Raw genomic sequence first — 25,455 nt, forward strand, 5'->3', positions numbered from 1 at the left:
GGGCGGAGGAAGGGCTCCTCCGCCCCGATCAGGCTGGTGCCCTTTACTTGTTCACCGGCGACTGCGGATCGAGCAGCAGCGCCATCACGTGCTTGATCTGCGCCTCGGTGAGGTTGCCCATGTGCCCTGCGCGCGGCATGTTGGAGCAGGCGTTGTAGGCCTTCGCGTTGTAGATCTTCCCCCAGGTGTATTCCACGATCGGCTTGGCCGCGGGGCTGTTCGGGTCGGTCACGCCGCGCAGCTTGCCGTAGTTGTAGAGGCTGGGGCCGATGGTGCCGAAGGAGATCTCCTCCTTGCTGATCTGGTGGCAGTTGTAGCAGTTGCCGCCGTTCGCCGCGTTGGCCGTGTCGGTCCAGGTGAGGCCGCGGCCGCTCTGCGCGATCTGCTCGCCCTGCTTCCAGTCGCCCAGGAACTTGCCGTCGCTGGGCCACTTCACGGTCTTGAGGTTGGCCTCCTCCAGGCGCTTGGCCGTGGCCGCATCCAGCTGCTTGCCGGCCACGTCGGCCGCGTTGCACAGGCGCAGCGTCTCGTCGATGTCGGTGACACGCTCCACCTTGGCGATGCCCTGGCTGCGGAAGCTGGCCTTCACCATCTCCTGCGTCAGCTTGTCGAGTTCGGCGGTGGACGGTCCCGGCGACATGCTCGCGCAGCCCACGGCAGCCACGCCAACCACCGCCGCGCCGAGCGCCAGCATCTTGCGATTCATCTTCATGCTCAGCCCTCCTTCAGCGCTTGATGGTGGGCGCAGCGGACTTCGCGCCCCTGGCGTTGACGCCCAGGTACGTGGACAGCGCGCTGAGCGCGTCGCTGCCGAACTCGGGGTACGGGAAGCGCTGCTGCCGGTAGCAGTCGTTCAGGCGCAGCTGCATGCTCCACATCTGTCCGTTGGACACGCGGTAGGCGGGCCAGGCCGCGAAGCCTACGCCATCGCCGGGGTTCTTGGTCAGGTTGGGCAGGTCCTGCAGCCGGATGCGCTTGCCCTCCTCGCCGTGGCAGGAGGCACAGGAGAAATCGTGCGTGCCGGCGCGCATGAAGAAGATGCGCTTGCCGACCTCGTAGGCCACCTTTTCCTGCGCATGCGACTGCGGCAGGTTGAAGGGCATGCCCCTGGACTCCGCCGCGACCCAGGTGGCCAGCGCCGTGACGTTCGCCATCTCGCCACGGCCGAAAGGCGTCTTCGCGATCTCCGCGGCGTTCAGGCCCTGCAGGCGCTCCATGCACGTCACCAGGCGCGATTCCAGGTCCTGCACCTTGCCGGTGTCCGCGAACCAGCGCGGCAGCTCGACGAAGGCGCCCTTGACCACGCCCGGACCCTTGCCCAGGTCGCACTGCTCGAGCGATGCGTTCTTCGGGCCGCGTTTCTGCTTCCACAGTTCCTCGCCCTTGGCCTCGAACAGTTCGGCCGGGTTGCCGTCGGCCAGCATGGCCCGGTATTCCTCGATCGACTGGGTGGCCGACTTCGGCTGCTGCTGCGCCGCCGCGCCGCCCGCCGCAAGGGCGGCCGCGGCGAGGGCCGCGAGGGTCCTCGTCTTCATCTGCGTGTCTCCTCTGGTGGTTCGAAGCGGGCCGGCTCCCCACCGGCCCTGCGCGTCAGCTGACGGTGGCCTCGTCGGTGCGCGTGTCGCCCTTGTTGTCCTTCCAGGTCACGGCGATCTTGTCACCTGCCTTGGCGCCCTTGACGGTGAACTGCAGAAAGGGGTTCTTGGCCACGCCTGGGCCCCATTCGGCGGCCAGCACCTGCTTGCCGTTGTGCGTGGCGGTGACGTCGGTGATGTGCCAGGCCGGGATCACCTTGCCGGCCGCGTCCTTGCGCTGGCCGGTCTCCATCTCGTGGCTCATGAGGACGCGGACGACGGCGCCGCTGCCCTGGGCCTGTGCGCGGATGCGCATCGGATCTGCCATTTCAGTACTCCTTGTGTTCTTCGCTGCTTCAGCCGCCGCAGCCGCCGAGCGTGACCTTGACTTCCTTCTTGGCGTACAGCGCCTTGCCGTCGCGCGTGATCGCCACCGCGTACACGTCGGACGACTGGCCCATCTTGGCGCGGGTGAGGAAGTTGGGATCGACCGATTCGCTGACGTCGAACTTCGCCACCAGCGGGAAGGGGTTCTTCTCCACCATCACCAGCAGGTGCTTGACGTTGGCCAGCGTGGTGGCCACGCCCATGGGCACGACCGCGCCGTTCTCGGCGATGTCGGGCGCGGTGAGCGTCACGTCCTTGCTTTCCGTCGGCGCGCCGCCGCCGTAGGCCTTGAGCGCATCGGGCACGGTCTTGGCCTCGAAGGCGGCGTTGGTCCATGCATGCGCGTGCTGCGGGAACAGGCCGCTGGTGGCCAGCAGGCCCGCGACTGCGGCGCTTTGCTGGAGGGTCTGTCGGCGGGTGGTCTTCATGAAGGTCTCCGGATCAATCAGTTGAGACTAATACGAGCTCGGCGTGGGCGCATGGGGAATTCCCCGGCGATGAACGTTCTACTTCGCCCCATTGGCCAGCCAATCGGCGACCTGGCGGGCCGCGGCTTCGTCCAGGGCCTGCGGCGGCATGGGCACGTTGCCCCACACGCCTGAGCTTCCACCCCGGATTTTGCCTGCAAGGTAATCGGCCTTGCCGGCGTGGCGTTGCGCGACCTCGGCCCAGCTCGGGCCGATGATGCGCTGGCCGGCCGCATGGCAGGCGGTGCAGTTGTTCTTCTGCAGCAGCGTGCTGACGCCGCCATCGGCCGGCGCTGCACTCGCCACGGCCGGCGCGGCGCCTGCGGCCCGCGTGTCGGCGCCGCGCTGCGGCCCCACGCCCCGGTTCTGCTCGGCCAGGTTGCCGTGCGCGTTGCGCGCGTGCGGGGGCAGCAGCGAGGCGACCCTGGGCTCGACCGCGCAATCCTTCATGCAGGCGCTGCCGGTCACGTCGGGTTTGACCGTACCCCTCAATTCCTTGCCGGGCCACATCGCGTGGGCGCTGCTCATGCCGTTTCGATTGGGCAGCCGCTGCTGCACCTGCGCGATGTTGCGGTCGGACAGCGTGAAGTCCGCAGGCACCACGTCGGCCAGGTTCAGCATGTAGGCGGTGACGGCGTAGACCTCTTCCACGCTCAGCGACTTCGGCTGGTTCCACGGCATCGCGCGGTTGATGTAGTCCCACAGCGTCGACAGCGTGGGCAGCTTCATCATCGTGGTGCGGCCGGGATAGTCGGGGCGCTGCAGGTTCGCCACGCGGCCCTTCTCGATGTCGGCCCGGGTCGTGCCGCCGACCAGCGGGTTGAACACCGAATTCGATTCGCCGAACACGCCATGGCAGGAGGCGCACTTGTCCTCCCACACCTGCTGGCCGCGCGCGACGCTGCCCGAGCCCGGCGGCAGGCCATGGAAGTCGGGACGCACGTCGATGTCCCAGGCCTTCACTTCGGCCGACGTGGCGTCGCGGCCGATGCCGGGAAACTTCGCCGCCTGCGCGTTGGCGCCGCACGCGATGGCCGCGAGCGCAAGGGCGAAGAGAGGCCTAGCCCAGCTGGACATTCTTCACCTCGCCACTTTCCTCGACCAGCCAGGACTGGATCGCGTTGTTGTGGTAGATCGAACGCGTGCCGCGCACCGCGCGCAGCTGCCGGTAGGTGGGCTGCACGTAGCCGGTCTCGTCGCGGGCGCGGCTCTGGATGATCGCGGGCTTGCCGTCCCACACCCAGTCCAGCGAGAAGCGGGTGAGGCACTTGCTCATCACGGGCTCCTGAAGCCGCGCGGCGCGCCAGTTGCGCCCTCCGTCGACCGACACATCGACCTGCCGCACCTTGCCGCGGCCCGACCAGGCCAGGCCGGTGATGCTGTAGAAGCCCTTGTCCAGCAGCACCTGCCCGCCCGAAGGCGTGGTGACCACGCTCTTGCATTCCTGGAGACTGGTGTACTGGCGGTGGGTGCCGTCGGGCATCAGGTCCACGTAGTGCACCGCCTCGTCCTTCGCGCCCCAGGGCTGGTCGCCCACCTCGACGCGGCGCAGGTACTTGATCCAGCTCACGCCTTGGACGCCGGGCACGACCAGCCGCAAGGGATAGCCGTTCTCCGGCCGCAGCATCTCGCCGTTCTGGCCGTAGGCCACCAGCACTTCGCCCGAGCGCACCAGGTCCATCGGGATCGTGCGCGTCATCGAGGACCCGTCGCCGCCTTCGGCCAGCACGAAGCGGCCTTTGTTCAAGTCCGCTCCGGCCATCTCCAGCAGCGTGATCAGCGGCACGCCGGTGAACTCGCTGCAGGAGAGCATGCCGTGCGTGTACTGGCAGGTGGGCACGGCGACGTTGCCCCATTCCATGCCGGTGTTGGCGCCGCATTCGATGAAATGGAAGCGCGACACCGACGGCAGCCGCATCAGCTCGTCCATGGTGAAGACCTTGGCCGACTTCACCAGGCCGTTGACCATCAACCGGTGTTTGGAAGGATCGATGTCCCACCAGCCCTGGTGGTGCCGCTCGAAGTGCAGGCCGCTGGGCGTGACGATGCCGAACAGCGATTGCAGCGGCGCGAAGGACACCGACGCCTGCCGGGTCTGCGTGAGGCCCGGGCTCTGCCGGCGCTGCACGTTGGCCTCGTACTTCGAAGGCTTGCCGTAGCCGTCGGTGGCGACCGCCTGCCCCAGGCCCTTGCTGTGCTCGGGCAGCTCGAGGATGTTGCGGTCGCCTGCGGATTGCGCACGCGCGGAGCCGACAGCGCCCGCCGCTGCTGCGGCCGCGAAAGCGCCCCGCAGGAAGTCGCGCCGTCCCTGGCGGTATTCGCTTGCCGCGCGGCGGATGCCCTCGGCATCCAGGAAATTCTCGGGCGCCTTGCGGACGCGGCCGGTGTCCATCGTTGTGCTGAATCGCTATATTCGGATTCACAAATATATGCGGGCCCGCACCGTTCCGGGCTGGGGGTTTTCGCCTAGAGCCGCGCGGGCACGACGGCTAGGCACAGCCGCCCGGCTGCTCAGTCCTTCTCCTGCTCCATCAGCAGGTAGGTGTTGTAGGCGTTCATTCGGTTGGCGGCCTGGAACAGCGGCAGGTGCTCGAAGCGGCTCCAGTCGGCCGCGCGGTACGCGCCTTCCCAGGGCTCCAGGTTCTTCGCCGCCTGGCCCATCACGCGGCGCAGGTGGACCAGGTAATCGCGCGTGAGCTGCAGGTCCGCCCGCGCATCGCGCGTGAGTGGACCGTGCCCCGGGACCACCACTTCAGCGCCGAGCCCCAGGATCTGGTCGAGCGCGTCGATCCAGCGGCGGCTGTCGGCCTGGCCCACGAACGGGATTCGGCCGCGGAACGCCAGGTCGCCCGCGAACAGCACCTTCTCCGCAGGCAACCAGATGAGCAGGTCCTCCGGCGTGTGCGCCGGACCGGCCGGCAGCAACCGCAGCGTGACGCCGCCGACCACCAGGTCGCGTGGACCGTCCAGCCATTCGTCCGGCGCGACCAGCTGCGTGCTCGCGTCGATCCACGGCGCCAGCTCGCCGCGCGAGGCTTCCAGCCGCAGCCGTGCCGTATCGGACGCCAGGTAGTCGCGCGCGCCGCGGTGCGCGATCACCTTCGCGCCCGCGGCCTTGAACACCTGCAGGCCGTAGATGTGATCGGCGTGGTAGTGCGTGAGGACCACGTGCGTGACCGGCTGCGGGGTGAGCTTGCGGATCTCCGCCAGCAGCCGCTGCGCCAGCGCGGGCGAGCCCAGCGCATCGACCAGCACGACGCCGGCCGGCGTGATCACGAAGCCCGCGTTGGAGATGAAGTTCTGGTTGGCCGGCGAGCCCAGCGCGGACGCACCCTGCACGAACCAGGCTGAAGGCGAGACCTGCTGCGGCGACATCGCGGGCGGCTGCGCTTGCGCGCCCGCCGCCGCGGCGAAGAACACCAGCGAGAACAGCAGGGCGCGTGCCCGCGGCAGGCGCATGGTCGCCCCTTCAGCGCGCGACGTCGGCCTCGATCGCGATCTGCGTGCAGACCGCCCGGCAGAGGGTGACCACGCGGTCGTTGACGATGCGGTAGTAGATCTGCACGCCCTCGCGCCGCTTGCCCAGCACGCCGGCCTGGTAGAGCGTGTTCAGGTGCTGCGACATGTTGGGCTGGGTGGTGTCGATCTCGGCCAGCAGTTCGCTGACGTTCTTCTCGCCGTTGCACAGGCTGCTGATGATCTTCAGCCGCATCGGCGAGGACATCACGCGGAACACCTCCGCGGCCATCTCGAAGACCTCGTCGGTCTCGACGGCGGCGGCTTCCTTGCGCGAGCGGGCGGCGGGCATGGCAGCGTCCTCAGGGCTTGATGTAGGCGTACTGCTCGCGCGACTGCAGCTGCCCGATGCGCACCACGCCGGACGGCGTGAACTCGGCGTCCATGATGAACTTGTCCTTGCCGATGCTGCGGTTGCGAAGCGTGATTTCGCAGACCTCGAAGCGCACGCCGCGCCCCTTGAGCGCGCTCACCAGCGAGGCGTAGTCGATGTTCGGGTTCTTCTTGTCGCGCGCGCCTTCCATCAGCATGTCGATGCCGGCCGCATGCGTGACCACGACGATCTTCGTGTCGGGCGCCACGTCGAGGTGGTTGCGGATGTTGCGCAGGCCCTTGGTGGCCTGCGCCTCGGCGTCGTCGAAGTGGTAGACCACCTTGTCCTGCGCGAAGGCGACGGATGACACGAAGGCCAGGAGGAGGACGACGTGGCGGACGAAAGTGCGCATGGCTGGAAGATCCGGATGTATCGCTCGCGGCCAATATAAGCGAAGTGCCAGCCCGCACGCGCCGGGGTTTCTCCTGCCCGTGCGCGGGTCAGGAGCGTTCCACGCGCCAGACCTGGTACTTCACGGCCGCGACCGCGCCGCCGATCATCGCGGCCACCGCGACGATGCTGGTCAGGCTCAGCGTCGACAGGCCCGTCACGCCCTGGCCGATGCTGCAGCCCAGGGCCGTCACGCCGCCGACGCCCATCAGCACCGCGCCGGTGAGGTGGTGCCCCAGGTCCGAAGTGCCGCCGAAGCCTTCCCAGCGGAAGTCGCGGCGGGCCAGCGCCATCGCCGCCGAGCCGCACAGCACGCCGGCCACGCTGACGATGCCCACGGTCAGGCGCTTGCTGGCATCGCTGAAGAACATCAGCCAGTCCAGCACGTAGCCGGTGGGCGCGACGAAGCTCAGGCCCTCGGCGCGCGTCGAGTTGGTCGCCAGCCAGACTTCTTCCAGCGTCTGCGGATGCTCGGCCAGGTGGCCCAGGCGTCCGGTGGTCCACCACATGGCCAGCACCAGCAGGCCGACGCCGAAGCCGGCGGCGAGGTTGATCGGTCTGCGGGCTTCGGGCGATGACAGCGCCCACAACAGCAGGCCGGCGCCGATCAAGCCGCCTGCGAGCAGGGCCGCCGCGGAAGGCGAGAGACCGCTCGTGCGCGCGAGAAGGCCGCCCAGGTCCGCGTTGCCCGCGAACTCGAGGCCGACGCGGTCCACCGTGCTCACGCGCAGCACCGCGGTGATCCCCTTCAACGTCGCGAAGGCCGCGATCCCCGTGACGATGACGACCACGAGCGACTTGAGGTTGCCCGCGCCCGCGCGCACCAGCGACTTGCTGACGCAGCCCGAGGCCAGCACCATGCCGAATCCGAACAGCGCGCCGCCCGCCAGCGCGGACAGCCAGAGCCAGCGGTTCGAGGCGTAGAGGGTTTGCGGGGTGACCAGCCACCCGGCGGCGGAGAACGCGGCGAAGCCGAGCATCGCGGTCGCGGCCGCCAGCCCCCATTGCCGCAGGCGCGTGGAGTCGCCCATTGCGACCACGTCGCTCACCGCGCCCATGGTGCAAAAGCCGGTGCGCTGCACCAGCGCGCCGAACGCGAACGAGATCAGGAACGCGGCCCAGAGGACCTGCTGGCCGAGCCGGGCCAGCTCTTCAACGGTCATTGGGCGATTCTAGGCAGCGCGAGGGCCGCCGGCGCGCCTCAGACCACGTCGGCCGGATCGCGCTTGATGCCGCCGCCGATCGGCGTCCAGCGCATCACGTTGCTCAACCTGCGGCGGCCGTGCGCGGCACGCGCGACCAGCGAGGCGCCGATGAACACGCCCAGCGTGCGCACCGCCAGCGAGGGATGCCTGCGGGTGACCAGCCACGCGGCCACGCCGCCGGCGAGCTCGACCCAGTGTTCACCGGGGAACAGGGGCCTGGGATTGTCGATGCGACGGATGACGGCGGGTTTGTCGATGCTTTGCATGGCGGCGGCGATCGGAGGTTGGATGCGGCAAAGCTAGCGCGCGGTGCCGGCGCGCAGTGGCGAAGCGCCGCCATTTACGTTGTCGGACGAAGCCGATGGGCGCGTCAGGCTCAGCAGGCGGCGGCGCCGCCTCGCCCTCCGGCACAATCCGCGGCCGGGCCGCCGCCGTCGATTTCCTGGCCGCCCGTTCGTCGTGCAGAAGAGGCCGATGAAGGCCTCACCAACGACCTTCCGGAGGAAACGACATGACAGGTTCCGACGCCGCCCGGCGCAAGCGCTGGTGGGCCCTTCTCGTGCTCTGCCTGGGCGTGCTGATGATCGTGCTGGACACGACCATCGTGAACGTCGCCTTGCCCTCGATCCGCACCGACCTCGGCTTCACCGAGACCTCGCTGGTCTGGGTGGTCAATGCCTACATGCTCACCTTCGGCGGCTTCCTGCTGCTGGGCGGGCGGCTGGGCGACCTGTACGGCCACCGCAAGGTGTTCCTGGCAGGCATCGCCCTGTTCACCCTGGCCTCGCTGGGCTGCGGGCTGGCGGGATCGCAGACCATGCTCATCGCCGCGCGCGCCGTGCAGGGACTCGGCGGCGCGGTGGTGTCGGCGGTCGCGCTGTCGCTGATCATGAATCTCTTCACCGAACCCGGCGACCGCGCGAAGGCGATGGGCGTCTATGGCTTCGTGTGCGCCGGCGGCGGCAGCATCGGCGTGCTGCTGGGCGGCCTGCTGACCAGCGTGCTGAGCTGGCACTGGATCTTCCTGGTCAACCTGCCGATCGGCATCGCCGTGGCCGCGCTGTGCATGGCCCTGATCGCACCGGGCCGCGGGCATGCGGCGCAGCGGCTGGACTGGGCCGGCGCCACCACGGTCACGCTCGCGCTGATGCTGGCGGTGTATGCCGTGGTGAACGCCAACGAGGCGGGCTGGACCTCCATGCAGACGCTCGGGCTGCTGGCCGCGGCCGCGGTGCTGCTGGGGCTGTTCATTGCGATCGAAGCCACGGTGGACGCGCCGCTGATGCCGCTGGCGCTGTTCCGGCACCGCAACCTGGCCGTGGCCAACGTGGCGGGCGTGCTGTGGGCCGCCGCGATGTTCGCGTGGTTCTTCATGTCGGCCCTCTACATGCAGCTCGTGCTGGGCTATACGCCGATGCAGGTGGGGCTGGCCTTCCTGCCGGGCAACCTGATCATGGCCTTCATGTCGCTGGGCGCGTCGGCGCGCCTCGTCGTGCGCTTCGGCATCCGGCGTCCGCTCGCCGCGGGGCTGCTGGTCGGAGCGGTCGGGCTGGCGCTGTTCGCCCGCGCGCCGGTCGGCGGCAATTTCATGGTCGACGTGCTGCCCGCGATGGTGCTGCTCGGGCTCGGCGCGGGCGTCGCGTTCAATCCGATGCTGCTGGCCGCGATGAACGACGTCGGGCCGCAGGACTCCGGGCTTGCCTCCGGCGTGGTCAACACCTCCTTCATGATGGGCGGCGCACTCGGGCTGGCGGTGCTGGCCAGCGTGGCGGCCGCACGCACCGGGGCGCTGCAGGCCGCTGGCGCATCGCCCGAGATCGCGTTGAACGCGGGCTACCAGCTCGCGTTCGCCATCGGCGCGGCGTTCGCGGTCAGCATCGCGTTGCTCGGCTGGTTCCTGATGCGCGAGACCGCCGCTACGCCGCAGACGCAGCCCGCCCGCGCCACGCACTAGAGCATCTTCAGCCCGCCGATCACCGCCAGGTGCAGCGGGTAGATGACGTAGAACAGGTTCTGCAGGCGCGGCACCCGCAAGGGCAGGTGCCGCGCGAGCCAAGCCACCGGCACCGCGCCCAGCGTGGCGAAGAAGGACGCCCAGCCGCCGAACAGCGCATTCAGCCAGCCGGTGGCTGCCAGCAGCACGAAGATGAGGAAAGCGAGCCCGCCGCCGCGCTGCGTGCACCACAGGTAGCCCGCCGCGACGAGGAACACGCCGGCGGTGCCGAACTCCACGAACCAGCTCGCGCCCGCGATCACGAGGCAGGCCAGCGCGCGCTGCCACACCGGCGCCGCGCTCTCGATCGCCCAGCAGACCGCCGCGCCCAGCCCGAGCGTGAACAGCACGTTGAGCATCATCGGGTCGCCTCGCGCCCAGATCGAGGGAAGCAGCGCCACCGCACCCCAGGCGCACAGCCGCAGCGTGGTGCGTGCGCAGCGCTCGGCGCGGTCGCCTTCGCGCGCCAGGTTCACGGCCAGCACCAGCGCGAACAGGGGAAAGGCCAGCCGTCCCGCGATGAACGCCCAGCTCTCGTGCGGCATGCCCAGCAGGTGGCGGCCGATGTGGTCGCAGAACATCGAGACCAGCGCGATCCACTTGAGCGCCTCGACCTGGCCGTTGGCATAGCCGAGCGGCGCGGTGTGGGCGGGGACGGCGGCCATGGAACCATCCTAAGGCCGAGCCTGCCGCCGGGCTAGGGGGCGAGCGGTGGCTCCTGCTGTCGGCGCAAACCGACCAGCACGAGCACGGAGCCGAGCGAGAGTGCCGACGCGACGCCGGCCACCGGCGCCAGGCCGGAGGTGATCCATGGCGCCACCACGACGGTGCCCGCGGCGGTGCTCAACAGGATCGCGAGGATCACCATCGCCGCGGCGCGCGAGTCGTCGCCGCCGGCCGCGACGATGGCGCGCAGGAAGCCGGCGGGGCCGCGCAGGCCGAAGCCGCCGTTGACGGCGATCCAGATGACGGTGACGACCGCCGCCGACCGGCCGCCTGCCAGCGCATACAGGAAGACGGCGACGCAGCCCGCGGCCGACACCAGCGAGCCGCCGAGGATCACGGCTTCGTCGCCGTACCGGCGGGACAACCGGTGCGACAGCTGCACCGCCGCGATGAAGGTGGCCACGCCCACCACCTGCATGCGGATGAAGTCGCCCAGCGGGCCTCCCCACACCGACACCATCACCGCCGGCGCACCGAGCACGATCACGAGCAGGCCGGCCAGCGAGAACGCCTGCGAGAATCCGTGCCGCGACACCTCGCGATTGCGCAGCAGCTGCAGGTAGCCCCCGCTTGCGCCGCTCGCAGGCGGCGGGAACGCACGCGAGGGCATCAGCGCCACGACGAACGCAACCAGCGCAGACGCGGCCGCGAGCACCACGAACGATGCGCGCCAGGAATACGCCGTCAGCAGCCATGCGCCCGCGATGGGCGCCAGCGCCGGCATCAGCGATTCGATGCTGCCCTGCAGGCCGATGGCGCGCACCGCCTGCTGCGGACTGAAGATGCGGCGCAGGATGCCCGGCGCGAACGCGGCGCCCGCCGCCGCCGTCACGCCCTGCACGAATCGCAGCGCGATGAGCGCCGGCATGGTTTCCGCGCGGCCGGCGCTCCAGGACAGGAGCGCGAAGAGCAGCAGCGATGCCGCAAGCAGCGGCTGTTGCGCATGCCTCGCACCGAGCTCGCCGAACAGCAGCAGGCCGCCCGCGAAGCCCGCGACGTAGGCCGCGAGGACGTGCTGCGCCTCTTCCGGCGTGCCGGCCAGCGCGTGCGGCAGCATCGGAATGGCGGGCAGCACCAGGTCGGTCGCGGCGAAGTTCAGGATCGTGGCGAGCACGATCGCGATGAACGCGACGTTGCGCTGGAGAGGCGGGAACGCGGGCTGCATGAGGCCCGCCATTGTCACATCGCGGTTCGAGCGCGGCTATCGCGGGAAGTCGTTCGCCTGCAGCTCGATCGGCTGGCCGTGCGGCGTGCGGTCGGCCGCGTGGTCCCAGGCGATGCGGTAGCGCACGAGCTCCTTCGACGTGGCCGCGCCCTTGCCGGCCACGAGATGCTCCAGCGCCGCGAGCCACTGGCGGTAGTACGCGTCGCCGGCGGATTCACCGGGCTGCGCGGGCGCGGCGCGGACCTGCTCGCCCAAGGCCTGCGCCCACTCGGGCCAGGTGAACAGGCCGCGCTCGTGCAGCGCCACCGCCATCGCGAAGGCCTGGGCCTGCCACGGCGCATCGAACACCGGGCCTTCGGCGTCGCAGGGAACACCGGGTACTGGAGGAATCGCGTCGCGGCGGGCCTTCTGGTCGTGATCGATCATGCGGGTTCCAGGTAGGACTGCCACGCGTCGACCGACACGCGAAGCCCGGGCGCCGCCTCGTCGCCCCACAGCTCGCGGCCTTCGAAGACCACGGTGTAGAGCGGCTCCGGCTGCTCGCCCAGCCCTTGCGCATGCGCATCGGCGAAGACGTGCGGGCCGTGCAGGCGCTCGATGGTCCCAAGCTTGCCGCGCACGTAGCCGGGCAGGCGCGTGTGGTGCGGCACGGGCTGGGCGCGCGTGCGCACGCGCTGGCCGACGGTGAACCGTGCTTGCGCCGGGGCTTCGGGCCTGTGTGTCGGCGAGCCCTTGGCCAGCGCCGCTGGAACGTCCTGCGCCTTGAGCACGCGGCGCACCGGCGCGGGCGGGTGAAGCATCCGGCCGGCGGCGATCTCGTCCTCGGCGAGCAGGCCGCGCTCGAGCAGCAGCTTCTCCAGCGCGGCAAGCCAGATGCCGAAATACGAGAGGCGCTCGTAGTCCGGCAGCGTCTCGCGCGCGGACCGGCTCATGTCGATGTTCCAGCTGCCGGTGGCGCCCATCGCCAGCGTCAGCGCGAGGACGGTGGGCTCCCAGTCGGCGTGGAAGCGCTCGTGCTCGTCCTCGGGAACGACACGGCCGTGGCCCGGCTGGCCGCCGAGGTCCGCATGCGTGCGGTAGCCGCTCACGCCGCGGCTCCGCACGGTGCGCGCGGCAGCCCCGTGCCGATCATCGAGTCGCGCGTGACGAGCGCCGCCAGCTGTTCTTCCGACAGTCCCTCGGTCCCGGCCGGACGGCGCGGCACGACGAGGTACCGCACTTCGGCGGTGGAGTCCCACACGCGGATCTCCGTGTCCTGCGGCAGCGTGATGCCGAAGTCGGCCAGGACGCCGCGCGGATCGCGCACGGCGCGCGAGCGATAGGGCGCGCTCTTGTACCAAACGGGCGGCAGCCCGAGCACGGGCCAGGGATAGCAGCTGCACAGCGTGCACACGACCATGTTGTGCACGCGCTCCGTATTCTCGAGGGCGATCATGTGCTCGCCCTGCCGGCCGGTGTAGCCCAGGGACGCGATCGCCGCGCTGGCGTCGCCCAGCAGCCACTCGCGATACGCCGGGTCGCTCCAGGCCCTGGCCACCACGCGCGCGCCGTTGCGCGGGCCGATGCGCGTCTGGTACGTGTCGACGATGACGTCGAGCGCGGCCGGATCGATGTAGCCCTTCTCGGTGAGCACCGACTGCAGCGCACGCAAACGCAGCTCGGTTTCGCCCAGCTCCGAATGCTCGTGGTCGTGATCGTGATCGTTGTCGTGATGGTGTTCGTGGAGGTGACCGGCCATCGCAGGACTATGCCCAGCGGCCCCGCCGATGGCAATCGCGTGGCTCGGCCGTGTCACGTCGACGCAGGCGCTCGCCCACGAGCGTGTCGGGAGATGTCCGACAGAAGTGCTGATGGGAAAGAAGAACATGAGCAGTTGCAGTACGAGGTGTGCCATGAACAGGTGGATTGAAAAGCTGTGCGCTGCGGTCGTCGTCGTTGCGGTATCCGGAGCGATGGGTCTTGTGTGGCCTGAGGAAGCTCACGCGAAAGGCGGCGGGGGCGGTGGCGGTGGCGGATCCGGCGGAGGTGGCTCTGGCGGAGGCGGATCCGGGGGCGGTGGCTCCGGCGGAGGTGGCTCGGGCGGCGGCTCCGGTGGTGGCGGCTCGGGCGGCGGTGGTGGCGGCTCTGGCGGAGGCGGCGGCTCTGGTGGCGGCGGCTCCGGCGGAGGCGGCTCGGGCGGTGGTGGTTCTGGTGGCGGCTCCGGCGGCGGCGCAGGTGGTGCCGGGGGCGGCGCAGGCGGTGGTGCTGGTGCTGGTGGAGCCGGTGCCGGTGGTGCCGGTGCCGGTGCCGGTGGAGCCGGTGCCGGTGGTGCCGGTGCTGGCGGTGGTGCTGGTGCTGGTGCCGGCGGCGGTGCAGGAGCCGGTGCGAGCGCCGGCGGTGGTGGCAGCGGCGGTGGTGTCGGCGGTGGCAGTGGCGGCGGTGGCGGCGGATCCGGCTCTGGCTCTGGCTCTGGCTCTGGCTCTGGCTCTGGCTCTGGCTCTGGCTCCGGTGGCGGCGGCGGTGGCAGCAGCGCCGGTTCCAGTGGCTCGGGCGGTGGCTCCGGCGGCTCCGGTGGCGGTGGCGGCGGTGGTGGTGGCGGCTCGGGCGGCAGCGGTGGTTCTGGCGGCGGCAGCTCCAGCGCCGGCAGCGGCGGCACGGGTGCAGCTGCGGGCACGGCCGCGGGCGTCGGCAGTGCAGCCGGCGTTGGAACGTCTGCAGGGGTCGGCACCTCGAGCACCGGGGGAACGTCCTCCGGTGTAGGCGCCTCCACTTCCGGTGTCGCCGGCGGCACCTCCGCCGCGACCTCGGGCGCCTCGGCTTCCGCAACGGGCACGGCAGCGGGCACGACCGCCAACGGCGGCCCCGCCGGCACGGCCAGCACGGCCGGCGCACCGGCTGGTTCGACGGGCGCGCCTGCGGGACCTGCTGCGACTGCAGCAGTCGGCGGGCCGGCCGCAGCCGCGGCAAGCCCCGCGGGCCAGGGCCTGAATGCACAAGGCATCGCAGGCGCCGGCGCCGCATCGCCGAGCGACGCGACCGCGCCGGGCGCAGGCGCAGCTCCTTCGACCACTGCGGCCACGCGCCGCAGCGTCGATCCGAACGCGCCGCTGCGTGCGCGCGTGGCGGTCGAGGTGCCCCTGAGTTCGCCCGTGACCTCGACGATGGGTGGGCCGCCCCAGGTGCGCCCGTTGCCGCCGCTGGAGCGGTAGGCACGACTCGCGATCGGCTGGCGATGGCCCTGTCGGGCCATCGTGGTCGTGGCGCCGCCGACAGCAACGGCGGCCGCCGTCCTACCTCGGCCGCCGTTCGGAATATCGAACATCCGGGCCACGAGCGCGTGGACGCGTGCGGGAGCCAAGCGATGAACCTGATGAAGCTGTTCGCCCTGCGATCGGCCTGCGTGCTGGCCGTGGCGTGCGGCTTGGCCGTCGCGGCCGACGCATCGGCGCAATCGCGGGACAAGGCGGGGCAGCCGCAGGCGAGCAAGGCGACGAAAGCCAGGGCCGACAAGCAGAAGGCGGCGCCCAGGTCCAGGAAGCAGGTGCAGGCGAAAGGCAAGTCGAAGCAGGCCAAGCCGGTCGCAGCGAACAGCCGGTCCAGGCCGGCGACAGCCAACAGCAAATCGAAGCCGGCCGCTTCCGCCAAAGCTGCGTCGACACCTCCTGCCCGCGCGGTCGCGCGCCGCCCGCAGGCCCCGTTGCCGCCACCCGTCGCGTGGGTGCCGCCGCCGCTGGGGCCGGAGCGCTTCTACCCGCACGGCATCCCGGAGTTGCGGCCGGAATTCCTCCATCCCGAGCGTCCGTTGCCGGTCGAACAGGCCGCCACGCGCGCGCCTTCGCTCGGCGGCCAGCCCGAGTGGCTGCCCTGATTCGCGAAATCGCCACGGTCTGCGCAAGCTGCTGAGCAGAACCGCGTCTGCTCGGCTATCGTCGCGTCGCTTCCAGCGATGAACACGACGATTGCATGAACCGACGCGACTTCCACCTGCGCCTGGCCGCCGCCCTGGGCGCCGGCATTTCCTTTCCCGCCTGCGCCGCCCCGCCCACCGCAGCCCTGCCGCCCAACAAGTGGACGGCGCTCGAGATGCTCTCCGGCGGCCGGCTCGGCGTGGCCGTGCTGCAGGCCGATGGCCGCATCGACGGCCACCGTCTCGACGAGCGCTTCCCGATGTGCAGCACGTTCAAGTGGCTCGCCGCCGCGTGCGTCCTGCGGCGCGTCGATGCGGGCCAGGAGCAGCTGGACCGGACGATCCCGTTCGGCGCTGACGCCCTGCTCGCGCATTCGCCGGTGACCCAGGAGCACGCGGGCAACGGCGGCATGACGCTCGCGCAGCTGTGCGCGGCCACCATCGCCGTCAGCGACAACGCGGCCGCGAACCTGATCCTCTCCACCTTCGGCGGGCCGGCCGGGCTGACGACGTATGCCCGCAGCCTCGGCGACACGGTCACGCGGCTGGATCGCTGGGAGCCGGACCTGAACGAAGCGACGCCTGGCGACCCGCGCGACACCACGTCGCCGCGCGCCATGGCCGGCCTGCTGCACGCGACGCTGGTGGGCAACGCGCTGTCGTCCGCCAGCCGCGAACAACTCGGCCGCTGGATGGAGGCGACGCGCACGAACGAGAAGCGACTGCGGGCCGACCTCCCGTCCGGCTGGCGCATGGGCAGCAAGACCGGCACCGGCGCGCGCGGCACGACCAACGATGTCGGCATCTTCTGGCCGCCGGGGCGACCGCCCGTGGTCGTCGTCGCCTACCTGACCCAGACCGACGCGCCCGAAGCCGACCGCAACGCGGCGGTGGCCGAGGTGGCTCGCAGGATGGTGCATGCACCGGATGTGCGTGCCGTGCGCCCACCGGCCGCGCGCCGTGTCGGACACGATGACTCATCCAGGAAAGTTCTTGTAAACACCTGAGCCTGCGCGAGGCCGCGCACATAGCGAAAGCCGTAACGGCCGTGCTGGACGCGGCCCCACGCGCGAAAGCGGTCTTCCCACAATCCCTGAGCCACAAGCAGTCGAGCCGCGGCGGCAACCGCGCTCAGGGAGACAAGCGACGATGGGAGCGAGCAAGTTCCAGCTCAGGGTGGGCGCGCTCTGGCTGGTGATCGGCACGGGCGGCGCCTGGGCGCAGAACGTCGTGCAGCTCGAGAACGCCAAGCCGGGCGATTCCGACTGGGCGCTCCGGTTCATATCGGACACGCCCACCGTCGAGGGCTATGCCTCGGCCACGAGCGTCAACCGGGGCGAGACCATCCGCTTCTTCGTCAGCAGCGCCGCGCCGAGCTACACGATGACGATCTACCGCATCGGCTGGTACGGCGGCGCCGGGGCTCGCAAGATGCTCACCGTCACGCTGCCGGGCACGCGGCAGCCGGCGCCGGCGCCCGACCCGCAGACCGGTCTGATCGATGCGAACTGGGCCGAGTCGTACCGCCTGACCATCCCGAACAGCGCCGACCGCAGCGACTGGGCAACCGGCGTCTACCTCGCCAAGCTCACGCCCAGCAGCGGCACCGAGAGCTACATCGTCTTCGTCGTGCGCGACGACACGCTGCCGTCGACCTACGTCTTCCAGAACGCCGTCACCACCTGGCAGGCGTACAACAACTGGGGCGGCAAGTCGCTCTATTCGTTCAACAGCACCAACGGCCCGGCCCGCAAGGTCTCGTTCAACCGGCCATACCGGCGGCAGGGCTTCGCCGACGCCGGCGCCGGGCAGTTCTTCAGCTACGAGATCAACTTCCTTCGTTTCCTGGAGCGCGAGGGTTACGACGTCAGCTACATCACCAGCATCGACCTGCATGCGCAGCCGGGGCGGCTGACGCGCCACCGCGCGTTCCTCGCGGCAGGGCACGACGAGTACTGGTCGTACGAGATGAAGGCCGGCGCGCACAGTGCGCGCGCGAGCGGCGTGCACCTCGGTTTCTTCTCGGCCAACCAGACCTACTGGCAGATCCGCATGGAGCCGGGACGCACGGGCGGGGCGAACCGCACGATCGTCGCCTACAAGGACTTCTCGCCGACCGAGGACCCGTTCGCGCGGGACGGTGATCCCCAAAACGACAAGTACATCACCGCACGCTTTCGCGAACTGCCCACGCTGTACGGCGTGAACGACCCGATCGCGCAGCCGGAGAACGGGCTGGTCGGCGTCATGTACCACGGCGACCCGGTGCAGGGGGACGTGGTCGTGTCCGCGCCTTCGCACTGGGTGTACGCGGGCACCGGCGCTGTGACCGGCACGCGCTTCAGGGGCCTGCTCGGTTACGAAACCGACGCCGTCTTCAACAACGGCTATTCGCCCGCCGGGCTGGAGATCGTCGGCGCGTCGCCGGACCCCTTCGGCGTCTCTCACATGGCGACGTACACGGCGCCCTCGGGCGCGGTGGTGTTCGCCACCGGCACCATCCAGTGGAGCTGGGGCCTCGACAACTTCGGCGGCCGGGGCTTCGTGGACGCGGCCGCGCAGCAGGTCACGCGCAACGTGCTCAACCGCTTCGGCGAGGCGGCGCTCACGCCGCCCGCCAACGTGCGGGCCACGGCCGGCTCGCAACGCGTGGACCTGGCGTGGTCCGCGGTGCAGGGCGCGACCTCGTACGACGTGTACCGCGGCACCACGGCGGGCGGGCAGGGCACGCAGCCCTACCGCACGGGCCTGGTGAGCACCTCGTTCGCCGACACAGGCCTGGCGTCCGGCACCTACCACTACCAGGTCGTGGCGGTGAACGGCCAGGGCCGCAGCGCGCGCTCCGCCGAGGTTTCGGCGGTGGTCGGCGGCACCGCGCCTGCGCCTTCGCCCGCGCCCACGCCGGCTCCGAGCCCCACGCCTGCGCCGGTGTGCAATCCGCCGCCGTGGAACGGCACCACGCGCTACTTCGGCGGCGACCTCGTCACGCGCAACGGCACGATCTACGTCGCGCGTCCGGAATCGAACAACACGTGGAACGTGAACAGCCCGCCGGAGTGGACGCCCAGCCTCTGGGCCCTGGGCGGTTGCCCGTCGCCAGCGCCCGCGCCTGCTCCCGCGCCGACGCCTGCTCCGACACCGGCCCCGGCGCCCACACCGGCCCCGACGCCGGCGCCCACGCCTGCCCCGGCACCCACGCCGGCTCCGACGCCCGCACCGACGCCTGCACCGACGCCTGCACCGGCCCCGACGCCCGCGCCGAGTCCTGCGCCGAGTCCTGCGCCGACGCCGGCTCCCACTCCCGCACCGACTCCTGCACCGACACCGACACCGACGCCCGCACCGACGCCTGCACCGACGCCCGCGCCGACGCCTGCACCCACGGCCGCACCGACGCCTGCGCCTTCGCCGGCTCCGGTCTGCAACCCGGCCGCGTGGAACGGGACCACGCGCTACTTCGGCGGCGACCTCGTCACGCGCAACGGCACGATCTACGTCGCGCGTCCCGAATCGAACAACACCTGGAACGAGAACAGCCCGCCGGAATGGACGCCCAGCCTCTGGGCCCTGGGCGGCTGCCCGTCACCGGCACCGGCGCCTGCGCCTGCGCCTGCGCCCGCGCCCGCGCCAACACCTGCGCCCAGCCCGACGCCAGCACCCGCGCCGGCGCCCACTCCGGCGCCTACGCCGGCGCCGACACCCGCACCCACGGCCGCACCGACCCCGGCGCCGTCACCGGCCCCGATCTGCGCCCCGGCCGCATGGAACGGCACGACACGCTACTTCGGCGGCGACCGCGTGACGCGCAATGGGACGATCTACGTCGCCCGGCCCGCGTCGAACGACACCTGGAACGTGAACAGCCCGCCGGAGTGGACGCCGTCCTTGTGGACTCCGGGCAGCTGCTGAAGCGCTGATGAGCACTCGGCAGTGACGAGCTCTTCCGGGGAAACGAAGTGTTACCCCAGCAAAGAGTCTCTCCTTGACGCGGCAGCGCGCGAGGCGCACTCTGGCTTCCACGCTGGCTTCAGGAGGTACTTCGCCATGCATGCATTCCACCTCGAGCGCAAGATGATGTCGATGCTGGGCGACTTCTATCCGACCGGGAACCTCTTCATCATGCTGCCGAGCGAGGAGCATGCGCGCCGTGCCGAGTCGCTGCTCGTGCATGACGGCTACGACTGCAACGACGTCAGTTTCATGACGCCGCAGGACGTCCTGGAGGTCGCGCACATGTTCGACAACCGGGACCTGGCGCTTCCCTCGGTGGGCACCGAGGAAGACACCTGCCGCCACTTCGCGGAGCTCGCGCGCGAAGGGCACCACGCCCTGCTGGTGCCGGTGAAGAACCATGCGGCTGTCGAGCGGGTGATGAAGGTGCTGGGCGACGTCGGCATCTCCCGCGCCGTGCACTACAGGCACTTCGTCATCGAGGACCTGGTCGTCTAGGCGCCGGCCCTCTCGCGCTTCGCCGACCTTCTTCCTATCATCCGCGGGCGCGCCGCAGCGGCGCGTCCTTGGCGGAAGGAAGAACAATGAACAAGTGGATCAAGCGCGGCGGCATCGCCGTCGCGGCCCTGGCCGTGCTGGCCGGCGGCGCGGTCTTCGCCGGCCTGCGCATGGCCGACAGCCGCATGCAGCGAACGGTCGACGTGAAGGTGCAGCCGGTCGCCTTGCGCAGCGATGCGGCCTCCATCGAGCGCGGCAAGTACCTCTTCAACTCGCGCGGCTGCATCGACTGCCACGGGGCCGACGGAGCGGGCCGCACCTTCGTCGAGAAGGGCGACGACCTGAAGATCAAGGGACCGAACATCACGCTCGCGCCCGGCACGGCCGTCGCCAACTACCAGCCGCTGGACTGGGTCAGGGCGATCCGCCACGGCATCGCCCCCTCGGGCCGGCCGCTGCTCGTGATGCCCAGCGAGGACTACAACCGCTTCACCGACGACGACCTGGCCGCGCTGGTGGCCTACGTGCGCAGCCTGCCGCCCGCGCAGGGCACCGGGGCCGAGATCCGCCTGCCGCTGCCGGTGCGAGTGCTCTACGGCTTCGGCGCCATCCCCGACGCCGCCAGCCGCATCGACCACAGCCTGCCTCCACAGCAGCCGATTCCCGAAGCCGTGACGGTCCAGCACGGCGCGTACGTGGCCAACATGTGCCTGGGCTGCCACGGCGAGAAACTCGCCGGCGGCAAGGTGCCCGGCGGCCCGCCCGAGTGGCCGGCGGCCGCCAACCTCACGCCCGGCCCCGGTTCCATCATGCAGCTGTACCCGGATGCCGATTCCATGCTGAAGATGTTCCGCACCGGCAAGCGTCCCGACGGCAGCGAGGTGCAGGTGATGCCGTTCGGCTCGCTCAAGAACATGAGCGAGACCGACGTGCGGGCGCTGCACCTGTACCTGAGGACGCTGGCGCCGCTCCCGAAGGGGTGAGCCCTCAGTTCACGCTGTTCCACACCCTGTTCGGGATGGCGTCGCCGCAGGGGTTTTCCTGCGTGGTCGAGATCGATTTCAGCGCCTGGGCGGCCTGCCTGACCTGCACGTCGTTCTGGCCGTGGGCCCGCGCCATGGCAGCCATGCCGCAGAAGGACCAGGCCTGCGCATCCTGAGGCTCGGTCTGCGCCTTGCGCAGGTACTTCTGGGCGACGTCGTTCAGGTCCTTGAAGTCGTCTCCGCTGACGGGCTGCGCCCGGCCGCCGCCGGCGAACTTCAGCGGCGTGCCGTTGGGCAGCACCTGCCCGGTCGACTTGTCGAATCGCGAAGCGATGAGCGTTGTCTCGTTCTCCACCGTCAGGGCGAAGTGCGTGCCGGTGTTCGGATTGACGTAGCCGTAGGTCCGCGAGCCGGGCGAGATGGGCCGGTAGAGGGACTCACGGTTGTACGCGAGCTCCCGCAGCTGCAGCGCGTCGCCGACCACCTTCACGTCGACGTCGTAGCCGGTTCCGGTGCTGTAGAGGCCCGGCCGGACCGGGCCCCCGGGCACGAGGGCCACGACAGGCGCGGCGTTGGGAGCAGGCGCGGCGGGCGGACGGGCCGCCGCGGCCGCTTGGGCGGCACGCGCCCTGGCTTCCTCCGCCGCACGCGCATTCGCTTCTTCCGCGGCGCGGACCTTCGCCGCCTCCGCTTCACGCTTCGCGGCTTCTTGCTGCGCCCGCCGCTCCTCTGCCTCACGACGCGCCGCTTCCTGTTGCGCCCGCTTCTCCTCGACCAGGCGTCTGGCTTCAGCGGCCTTGGCTTCGGCCGCCCGCGCGCGCGCTTCGGCCTGCTGGCGCTTTTCCTCCTCGGCCTTCGCGCGGCGTTCCGCGGCCTGGCGCTGCGCTTCCTCGCGGACCTTGGCGTCCGCGATGCGCTTGTCCTCCGCTGCCTTGGCACGGGCCTTCGCGGGTGAGAGCGGCCGCGCAGGAGCCGGCGGCGGCGCCTGCTCGAGTTGCTTCGAGAGCTGGTCCACCTTGGCCTTCATGGCGGCGAGTTCGGCCCGCAGGTCGGCATCGGAAGAGGGCGCGGACGCTGCGGCGACAGGCGCCGGCGCGGGGATCTGGGCGAGCGCCGCAGCCGCCTGCGGGAAGCCGCGCGTCGCGCTGGTCAGCTGCTGTGGGGTGCCGGCCTTGAGCTCGTGCGCGTTCGCGTACATGGTCCCCGCCGCCGCGTCGTGGCGCAGCGTCTCGGCCGTGAGCACGCCCAGCAGGCCGGTGCCCTTGAGCCGCAGCGAGCCGTCGCCCTCGACATGGCCGGTGTATGCCATCGCGCCGCTGGAGGAAAGGCGGACAGCCGTACGCAGAAAACGCAGAGGGCACGCAGAAAACGCAGAAAAACTATCGCTTGATTCTTTTGATTCTTCTGCGTTTTCTGCGTGATTTCCGCGCTTTCTGCGTACGGCAGTTCCCTGCAGGGACGCACCAAGGCGCTCAGCCCAGCTTCGAAGGCAGCCAGAGCGACAGCGCGGGAAAGGCGCAGAGGATCACCAGCCGCAGCACGTCCACCGTGATGAACGGCATCGTGCCGCGGTAGATGCGCCCGAGCGTCACGTCCCTCGCGATCGAGTTGATCACGAACACGTTGATGCCCACCGGCGGACAGATCATTCCGAACGTCACCGCCATCACCACGATGACGCCGAACCACACCGGGTCGAAGCCGAGCTGCATCATGGCCGGGAAGACCACCGGCACGGTGAGCAGGATCATGGCCAGTTCGTCCATGATCGCGCCGAGGATGAAGTAGCCCACCATGACCAGGGCGAGCACGCCGTACGCGCCGATTGGCAGGCCGACGAGGAAGGCCACGGCCTTCTGCGTGAACTGGGTGATGGTGAGGAAGTAGCCGAACAGGAACGCGCCGATCACGATCATCATGATCGCGGACGAGACGCGCAGCGTGTCGATCAGCGCCGCCTTGATCTCCGGCCCGCGCAGCCGGCGCCGCACGATGCCGATCAGCAGCGTGCCGGCCGCGCCGACGCCGGCGCCTTCCTCCACCGTGAACAGGCCGCCGTAGATGCCGCCCAGCACGAAGACGAACAGCACCACAACCGCCCACAGCCCACGCAGCGAGCTCCAGCGCTCGGACCAGGTATGCGCCTCGCCGCGCGGCATTGCGTCGGGCCGGACCCGGCTGATGATCTGCACGACGATGAAGTAGAACGCGATCGCCAGCAGGCCGGGGATCACGCCCGCGGCGAACAGCTTCTTGATGTCGGTCTCCGTCATGATCCCGTACAGCACCAGGATCACCGACGGCGGGATCATGATGCCCAGCGTGCCGCCCGCGGCGATCAGCCCGGCGGCCAGGCCCGGGTGGTAGCCGGCGCGGCGCATCTCGGGCAGCGCCACCTGCGCCATCGTCGCCGCCGTCGCGACGGACGATCCGTTGATGGCCGCGAATCCTCCGCACGCGGCGACCGACGCCATCGCGAGACCGCCGCGCAGGTGTCCCAGCCACGCGCGGCCCGCGGCGAACAACTCCCGGCTCATGCCGCCGCGCGAAGCGAATGCGCCCATCAGAATGAACATCGGGATGACGCTCAGGTTGTAGTCGGTGACCACCGAGAGCGGCACGTTTGCCAGCAGGTTGAAGCCGGCCTTCCAGCCGGAGAGCGCGGCGAATCCGCAGACGCCGGCGACGCCCATCGCGATGCCGATCGGCACCCGCACCGCCATCAGCGCGAACATGCCGACGAAGCCCAGCAGGGCCACCAGGTCACGGTCCATGGTTTCCTTGTTGTTCTTTCAGTCGACCGCCAGCGGCTCGTGCTGCAGCTTCTCGTCCTCGCGGCGCCACAAGAAGACGATGCGCACCACCGCCAGCAGCGCGGCCACCGTGGTGCCCACGGACGCGATGGAATAGAACACCCACAGCGGCATGCGCAGGTCCATCGTGCCCTGCGTTCCGGTGCCGGCCACCTTCACCCACACCATCCAGGCCAGCGGCACCAGGAAGGCCAGCGTGAGCAGGGTGGCCGCGATGTCCAGCCGGCGGCGGCCGCCCGGCGGCAGGTGTTCCCACAGTGCGTCGACGCAGATGTGGCTGCCGTAGTAGGTGGCCAGCGCCACGCCCCAGAACAGCGCGATGCCCTGCAGCATGCGCGCGCCGTCGAACCAGTCGGGGATCTGGATGCTGAACACGTCGCGCAGCAGCACGTTGCCGGCGGTGAGCAGCGCGATGGCCAGGAGGAAGAAAGCGGCCACCAGCTCGATGGCCGAGAGCAGCCGCTTCATTCTCAGTCGGCCTTGCGGTTGGCCAGCTCCTTGCGCAGCTCCTCCAGCGCCTGCTTTCCGTTCACGCCCACCTTGTCGGCCGACTGCACCCACTGGGTGTACAGCGGCTCGGCCGCCTTCTTCCACTGATCCAGCTGCGCCGGCGTGAGCTTGACGATGGTGTGGCCGGCCGCCTTCTCCAGCTTGGCCTGGCCGCCATCCTCGAAGTCGCCCCATGCCGCGCCGACCTTGGCGGCCCACTCGTTGTTGCAGTGGTCGTCGATCACCTTCTTCTGGCCGGCCGAGAGCTTGTCGTACCAGCCGCGGTTGAGCACCCACACGAAGTCCGACGCATACAGGCGCATGTCGCTGTGGAACTTCACGGCCTTGTCGATGCCGAAGCTGACGATCGAATCCCAGGGGAAGGAGATGGCATCGGCCACGCCCTTCTCCAGCGCGTCGCGCGCCTCGGGCGCCGACACCTGCACGTTGGTGGCGCCCAGCAGCGTCATGAAGGCGGCGTTGGTGCCGTTGGACGAGCGGATCTTCATGCCCTTGACCTGCGAGGGCTCGGTGATCGGCTTGCGGGAGTGGAAGGTGCCGATGTGCAGGTGCGCGAAGCAGAACTTCACGTCCTTCATCTCGTTGGCCGCGTACTTGCGGTACCAGGCATCCAGCGCGGCCGAGCCCGGGCCCGGCTTGCCCACTAGGAAGGGCAGCTCGCCGGCCGCGAAGACCGGGAAGCGGCCGGCCTGGTAGCCGGGGTTCACCCATGTCATGTCGGCGATGCCGTCGCGCGCCATGTCGTAGTGGTCGGCCGCCTTGCCCAGCTGCTGGGCCGGGAACAGCGCGACCTTGATGCTGCCCTTGGAAGCCGCTTCGACCGACTTGGCCCAGGGCTCGAAGCCGGTCTTCGACAACGAGTGGGTGGGCGGCAGCCAGTGCGCGAACTTCAGTTCCACCGGCTTGTCCTGCGCCATGGCAACGCCGAGGGCGGACAGCAGGGACAGGGCGATCGCGGTCGTGCGGAACGGCAGATTCATCAAGGGTCTCCTTGTTTATTGAACGTAACCATTGATCA

General features: G+C 70.3%; 27 protein-coding genes. 7 read left to right on the forward strand and 20 right to left on the reverse strand.

The features are described from left to right. Positions 1-43: 43 nt before the first annotated feature. The 11 genes from soxX to EZ313_RS11355 all read right to left on the reverse strand — a co-directional run bounded on the left by soxX (position 44) and on the right by EZ313_RS11355 (position 8,178). Positions 44-706 carry a sulfur oxidation c-type cytochrome SoxX gene (gene soxX, locus EZ313_RS11305; protein WP_205960385.1) on the reverse strand — a complete coding sequence of 221 codons (663 nt, stop codon included), beginning with the start codon at positions 704-706 and terminating at the stop codon, positions 44-46. 19 nt (positions 707-725) lie between these two features. After that, positions 726-1,535 (reverse strand): sulfur oxidation c-type cytochrome SoxA, encoded by an 810-nt coding sequence (soxA, locus tag EZ313_RS11310; protein WP_135263249.1) that lies wholly within the window; start codon positions 1,533-1,535, stop codon positions 726-728. Between the two features lie 55 nt (positions 1,536-1,590). After that, entirely contained in the window at positions 1,591-1,902 is a 312-nt protein-coding gene (gene soxZ, locus EZ313_RS11315) for a thiosulfate oxidation carrier complex protein SoxZ (protein ID WP_205960358.1), read from the reverse strand. A gap of 28 nt (positions 1,903-1,930) precedes the next feature. Then, positions 1,931-2,389 (reverse strand): thiosulfate oxidation carrier protein SoxY, encoded by a 459-nt coding sequence (gene soxY, locus EZ313_RS11320; RefSeq protein ID WP_135263250.1) that lies wholly within the window; start codon positions 2,387-2,389, stop codon positions 1,931-1,933. A gap of 78 nt (positions 2,390-2,467) precedes the next feature. After that, a complete protein-coding gene (locus EZ313_RS11325; RefSeq protein WP_135263251.1) occupies positions 2,468-3,505 on the reverse strand; it encodes a c-type cytochrome in 1,038 nt (345 codons plus the stop codon). After that, the gene (gene soxC, locus EZ313_RS11330; protein ID WP_135263252.1) at positions 3,489-4,820 is read right to left on the reverse strand and encodes a sulfite dehydrogenase; all 1,332 of its coding nucleotides are present in this window, start codon (positions 4,818-4,820) and stop codon (positions 3,489-3,491) included. Before soxC ends, EZ313_RS11325 begins: the two co-directional genes overlap by 17 nt. Positions 4,821-4,939: 119 nt before the next feature. Further along, positions 4,940-5,887: an MBL fold metallo-hydrolase gene (locus EZ313_RS11335; RefSeq protein WP_420849289.1), complete on the reverse strand. Its 948-nt coding sequence runs from the start codon at positions 5,885-5,887 to the stop codon at positions 4,940-4,942. A 10-nt stretch (positions 5,888-5,897) separates the two neighbouring features. Continuing rightward, on the reverse strand, positions 5,898-6,236 hold the full coding sequence (locus tag EZ313_RS11340; RefSeq protein ID WP_135263253.1) for an ArsR/SmtB family transcription factor: 339 nt from the start codon (positions 6,234-6,236) through the stop codon (positions 5,898-5,900). 10 nt (positions 6,237-6,246) lie between these two features. Next, the gene (locus tag EZ313_RS11345; protein WP_135263254.1) at positions 6,247-6,669 is read right to left on the reverse strand and encodes a DsrE family protein; all 423 of its coding nucleotides are present in this window, start codon (positions 6,667-6,669) and stop codon (positions 6,247-6,249) included. Between the two features lie 88 nt (positions 6,670-6,757). Continuing rightward, positions 6,758-7,870, reverse strand: a complete 1,113-nt coding sequence (locus EZ313_RS11350) for a YeeE/YedE family protein (protein ID WP_135263255.1) — start codon at positions 7,868-7,870, stop codon at positions 6,758-6,760. Between the two features lie 38 nt (positions 7,871-7,908). Then, the gene (locus EZ313_RS11355) at positions 7,909-8,178 is read right to left on the reverse strand and encodes a hypothetical protein (RefSeq protein WP_135263256.1); all 270 of its coding nucleotides are present in this window, start codon (positions 8,176-8,178) and stop codon (positions 7,909-7,911) included. A 245-nt stretch (positions 8,179-8,423) separates the two neighbouring features. Here EZ313_RS11355 and EZ313_RS11360 point away from each other — a divergent pair, with 245 nt between their 5' ends. Next, positions 8,424-9,866, forward strand: coding sequence for a DHA2 family efflux MFS transporter permease subunit (locus EZ313_RS11360; RefSeq protein ID WP_135263257.1), 1,443 nt, complete (start codon positions 8,424-8,426; stop codon positions 9,864-9,866). Here EZ313_RS11360 and EZ313_RS11365 read toward each other — a convergent pair. Genes EZ313_RS11365 through nthA form a run of 5 tightly spaced genes read right to left on the reverse strand, consistent with a single transcriptional unit; the run spans position 9,863 to position 13,534 of the window. Beyond that, on the reverse strand, positions 9,863-10,570 hold the full coding sequence (locus EZ313_RS11365; RefSeq protein WP_135263258.1) for a TraX family protein: 708 nt from the start codon (positions 10,568-10,570) through the stop codon (positions 9,863-9,865). The two genes, EZ313_RS11360 and EZ313_RS11365, sit on opposite strands and share 4 nt — an antisense overlap. Positions 10,571-10,602: 32 nt before the next feature. After that, positions 10,603-11,796 carry an MFS transporter gene (locus tag EZ313_RS11370; RefSeq protein WP_135263259.1) on the reverse strand — a complete coding sequence of 398 codons (1,194 nt, stop codon included), beginning with the start codon at positions 11,794-11,796 and terminating at the stop codon, positions 10,603-10,605. Between the two features lie 36 nt (positions 11,797-11,832). Next, on the reverse strand, positions 11,833-12,222 hold the full coding sequence (locus EZ313_RS11375) for a nitrile hydratase accessory protein (RefSeq protein WP_135263260.1): 390 nt from the start codon (positions 12,220-12,222) through the stop codon (positions 11,833-11,835). Continuing rightward, positions 12,219-12,884, reverse strand: a complete 666-nt coding sequence (gene nthB, locus EZ313_RS11380) for a nitrile hydratase subunit beta (protein WP_135263261.1) — start codon at positions 12,882-12,884, stop codon at positions 12,219-12,221. Before nthB ends, EZ313_RS11375 begins: the two co-directional genes overlap by 4 nt. Further along, a complete protein-coding gene (gene nthA / locus EZ313_RS11385) occupies positions 12,881-13,534 on the reverse strand; it encodes a nitrile hydratase subunit alpha (protein ID WP_135263262.1) in 654 nt (217 codons plus the stop codon). The genes nthB and nthA overlap by 4 nt, the downstream gene beginning before the upstream one ends. Positions 13,535-13,797: 263 nt before the next feature. Between nthA and EZ313_RS23460 the strand changes: the two genes are divergently transcribed. The 6 genes from EZ313_RS23460 (at position 13,798) to EZ313_RS11430 (ending at position 21,114) form a co-directional block, all read left to right on the forward strand. Then, positions 13,798-14,535, forward strand: a complete 738-nt coding sequence (locus EZ313_RS23460) for a hypothetical protein (RefSeq protein WP_205960359.1) — start codon at positions 13,798-13,800, stop codon at positions 14,533-14,535. Between the two features lie 601 nt (positions 14,536-15,136). Next, entirely contained in the window at positions 15,137-15,643 is a 507-nt protein-coding gene (locus EZ313_RS11405; protein WP_135263264.1) for a hypothetical protein, read from the forward strand. Positions 15,644-15,738: 95 nt separating this feature from the next. After that, positions 15,739-16,689: a class A beta-lactamase gene (bla, locus tag EZ313_RS11410; RefSeq protein WP_135263265.1), complete on the forward strand. Its 951-nt coding sequence runs from the start codon at positions 15,739-15,741 to the stop codon at positions 16,687-16,689. A gap of 142 nt (positions 16,690-16,831) precedes the next feature. Next, positions 16,832-19,591, forward strand: coding sequence for a fibronectin type III domain-containing protein (locus EZ313_RS23465; protein ID WP_205960389.1), 2,760 nt, complete (start codon positions 16,832-16,834; stop codon positions 19,589-19,591). Positions 19,592-19,726: 135 nt separating this feature from the next. Further along, positions 19,727-20,131: an RNA-binding protein gene (locus tag EZ313_RS11425; protein ID WP_135263266.1), complete on the forward strand. Its 405-nt coding sequence runs from the start codon at positions 19,727-19,729 to the stop codon at positions 20,129-20,131. Positions 20,132-20,217: 86 nt separating this feature from the next. Further along, positions 20,218-21,114: a c-type cytochrome gene (locus tag EZ313_RS11430; protein WP_135263267.1), complete on the forward strand. Its 897-nt coding sequence runs from the start codon at positions 20,218-20,220 to the stop codon at positions 21,112-21,114. Positions 21,115-21,118: 4 nt separating this feature from the next. Here EZ313_RS11430 and EZ313_RS11435 read toward each other — a convergent pair whose 3' ends face one another. The 4 genes from EZ313_RS11435 to EZ313_RS11450 form a co-directional block, all read right to left on the reverse strand. Further along, positions 21,119-22,423: a hypothetical protein gene (locus tag EZ313_RS11435; protein WP_135263268.1), complete on the reverse strand. Its 1,305-nt coding sequence runs from the start codon at positions 22,421-22,423 to the stop codon at positions 21,119-21,121. A gap of 163 nt (positions 22,424-22,586) precedes the next feature. Beyond that, positions 22,587-23,888: a TRAP transporter large permease gene (locus EZ313_RS11440; protein ID WP_135263269.1), complete on the reverse strand. Its 1,302-nt coding sequence runs from the start codon at positions 23,886-23,888 to the stop codon at positions 22,587-22,589. A gap of 18 nt (positions 23,889-23,906) precedes the next feature. Beyond that, complete coding sequence (locus EZ313_RS11445) at positions 23,907-24,395, reverse strand: TRAP transporter small permease (RefSeq protein WP_135263270.1); 489 nt, start codon at positions 24,393-24,395, stop codon at positions 23,907-23,909. 2 nt (positions 24,396-24,397) lie between these two features. Beyond that, complete coding sequence (locus EZ313_RS11450; protein WP_135263271.1) at positions 24,398-25,417, reverse strand: TRAP transporter substrate-binding protein; 1,020 nt, start codon at positions 25,415-25,417, stop codon at positions 24,398-24,400. Positions 25,418-25,455: the final 38 nt, after the last annotated feature.

Origin of the sequence: Ramlibacter henchirensis, assembly GCF_004682015.1 — a bacterium.
GTDB classification, from domain to species: domain Bacteria; phylum Pseudomonadota; class Gammaproteobacteria; order Burkholderiales; family Burkholderiaceae_C; genus Ramlibacter; species Ramlibacter henchirensis.

Coding starts and splice junctions, on each gene's coding strand:
- EZ313_RS23465 (WP_205960389.1), top strand. CDS start 16,832: ATGGGAGCGAGCAAGTTCCAGCTCAGGGTGGGCGCGCTCTGGCTGGTG.
- EZ313_RS11325 (WP_135263251.1), bottom strand. CDS start 3,505: ATGTCCAGCTGGGCTAGGCCTCTCTTCGCCCTTGCGCTCGCGGCCATC.
- EZ313_RS11370 (WP_135263259.1), bottom strand. CDS start 11,796: ATGCAGCCCGCGTTCCCGCCTCTCCAGCGCAACGTCGCGTTCATCGCG.
- EZ313_RS11360 (WP_135263257.1), top strand. CDS start 8,424: ATGACAGGTTCCGACGCCGCCCGGCGCAAGCGCTGGTGGGCCCTTCTC.
- soxX (WP_205960385.1), bottom strand. CDS start 706: ATGAATCGCAAGATGCTGGCGCTCGGCGCGGCGGTGGTTGGCGTGGCT.
- EZ313_RS11335 (WP_420849289.1), bottom strand. CDS start 5,887: ATGCGCCTGCCGCGGGCACGCGCCCTGCTGTTCTCGCTGGTGTTCTTC.
- EZ313_RS11355 (WP_135263256.1), bottom strand. CDS start 8,178: ATGCAAAGCATCGACAAACCCGCCGTCATCCGTCGCATCGACAATCCC.
- EZ313_RS11350 (WP_135263255.1), bottom strand. CDS start 7,870: ATGACCGTTGAAGAGCTGGCCCGGCTCGGCCAGCAGGTCCTCTGGGCC.
- EZ313_RS11405 (WP_135263264.1), top strand. CDS start 15,137: ATGAACCTGATGAAGCTGTTCGCCCTGCGATCGGCCTGCGTGCTGGCC.
- EZ313_RS11445 (WP_135263270.1), bottom strand. CDS start 24,395: ATGAAGCGGCTGCTCTCGGCCATCGAGCTGGTGGCCGCTTTCTTCCTC.
- soxA (WP_135263249.1), bottom strand. CDS start 1,535: ATGAAGACGAGGACCCTCGCGGCCCTCGCCGCGGCCGCCCTTGCGGCG.
- nthA (WP_135263262.1), bottom strand. CDS start 13,534: ATGGCCGGTCACCTCCACGAACACCATCACGACAACGATCACGATCAC.
- bla (WP_135263265.1), top strand. CDS start 15,739: ATGAACCGACGCGACTTCCACCTGCGCCTGGCCGCCGCCCTGGGCGCC.
- EZ313_RS11340 (WP_135263253.1), bottom strand. CDS start 6,236: ATGCCCGCCGCCCGCTCGCGCAAGGAAGCCGCCGCCGTCGAGACCGAC.
- EZ313_RS11450 (WP_135263271.1), bottom strand. CDS start 25,417: ATGAATCTGCCGTTCCGCACGACCGCGATCGCCCTGTCCCTGCTGTCC.
- EZ313_RS11345 (WP_135263254.1), bottom strand. CDS start 6,669: ATGCGCACTTTCGTCCGCCACGTCGTCCTCCTCCTGGCCTTCGTGTCA.
- soxC (WP_135263252.1), bottom strand. CDS start 4,820: ATGGACACCGGCCGCGTCCGCAAGGCGCCCGAGAATTTCCTGGATGCC.
- EZ313_RS11365 (WP_135263258.1), bottom strand. CDS start 10,570: ATGGCCGCCGTCCCCGCCCACACCGCGCCGCTCGGCTATGCCAACGGC.
- EZ313_RS11435 (WP_135263268.1), bottom strand. CDS start 22,423: ATGGCATACACCGGCCATGTCGAGGGCGACGGCTCGCTGCGGCTCAAG.
- soxY (WP_135263250.1), bottom strand. CDS start 2,389: ATGAAGACCACCCGCCGACAGACCCTCCAGCAAAGCGCCGCAGTCGCG.
- EZ313_RS11375 (WP_135263260.1), bottom strand. CDS start 12,222: ATGATCGATCACGACCAGAAGGCCCGCCGCGACGCGATTCCTCCAGTA.
- EZ313_RS11440 (WP_135263269.1), bottom strand. CDS start 23,888: ATGGACCGTGACCTGGTGGCCCTGCTGGGCTTCGTCGGCATGTTCGCG.
- EZ313_RS11425 (WP_135263266.1), top strand. CDS start 19,727: ATGCATGCATTCCACCTCGAGCGCAAGATGATGTCGATGCTGGGCGAC.
- EZ313_RS11430 (WP_135263267.1), top strand. CDS start 20,218: ATGAACAAGTGGATCAAGCGCGGCGGCATCGCCGTCGCGGCCCTGGCC.
- soxZ (WP_205960358.1), bottom strand. CDS start 1,902: ATGGCAGATCCGATGCGCATCCGCGCACAGGCCCAGGGCAGCGGCGCC.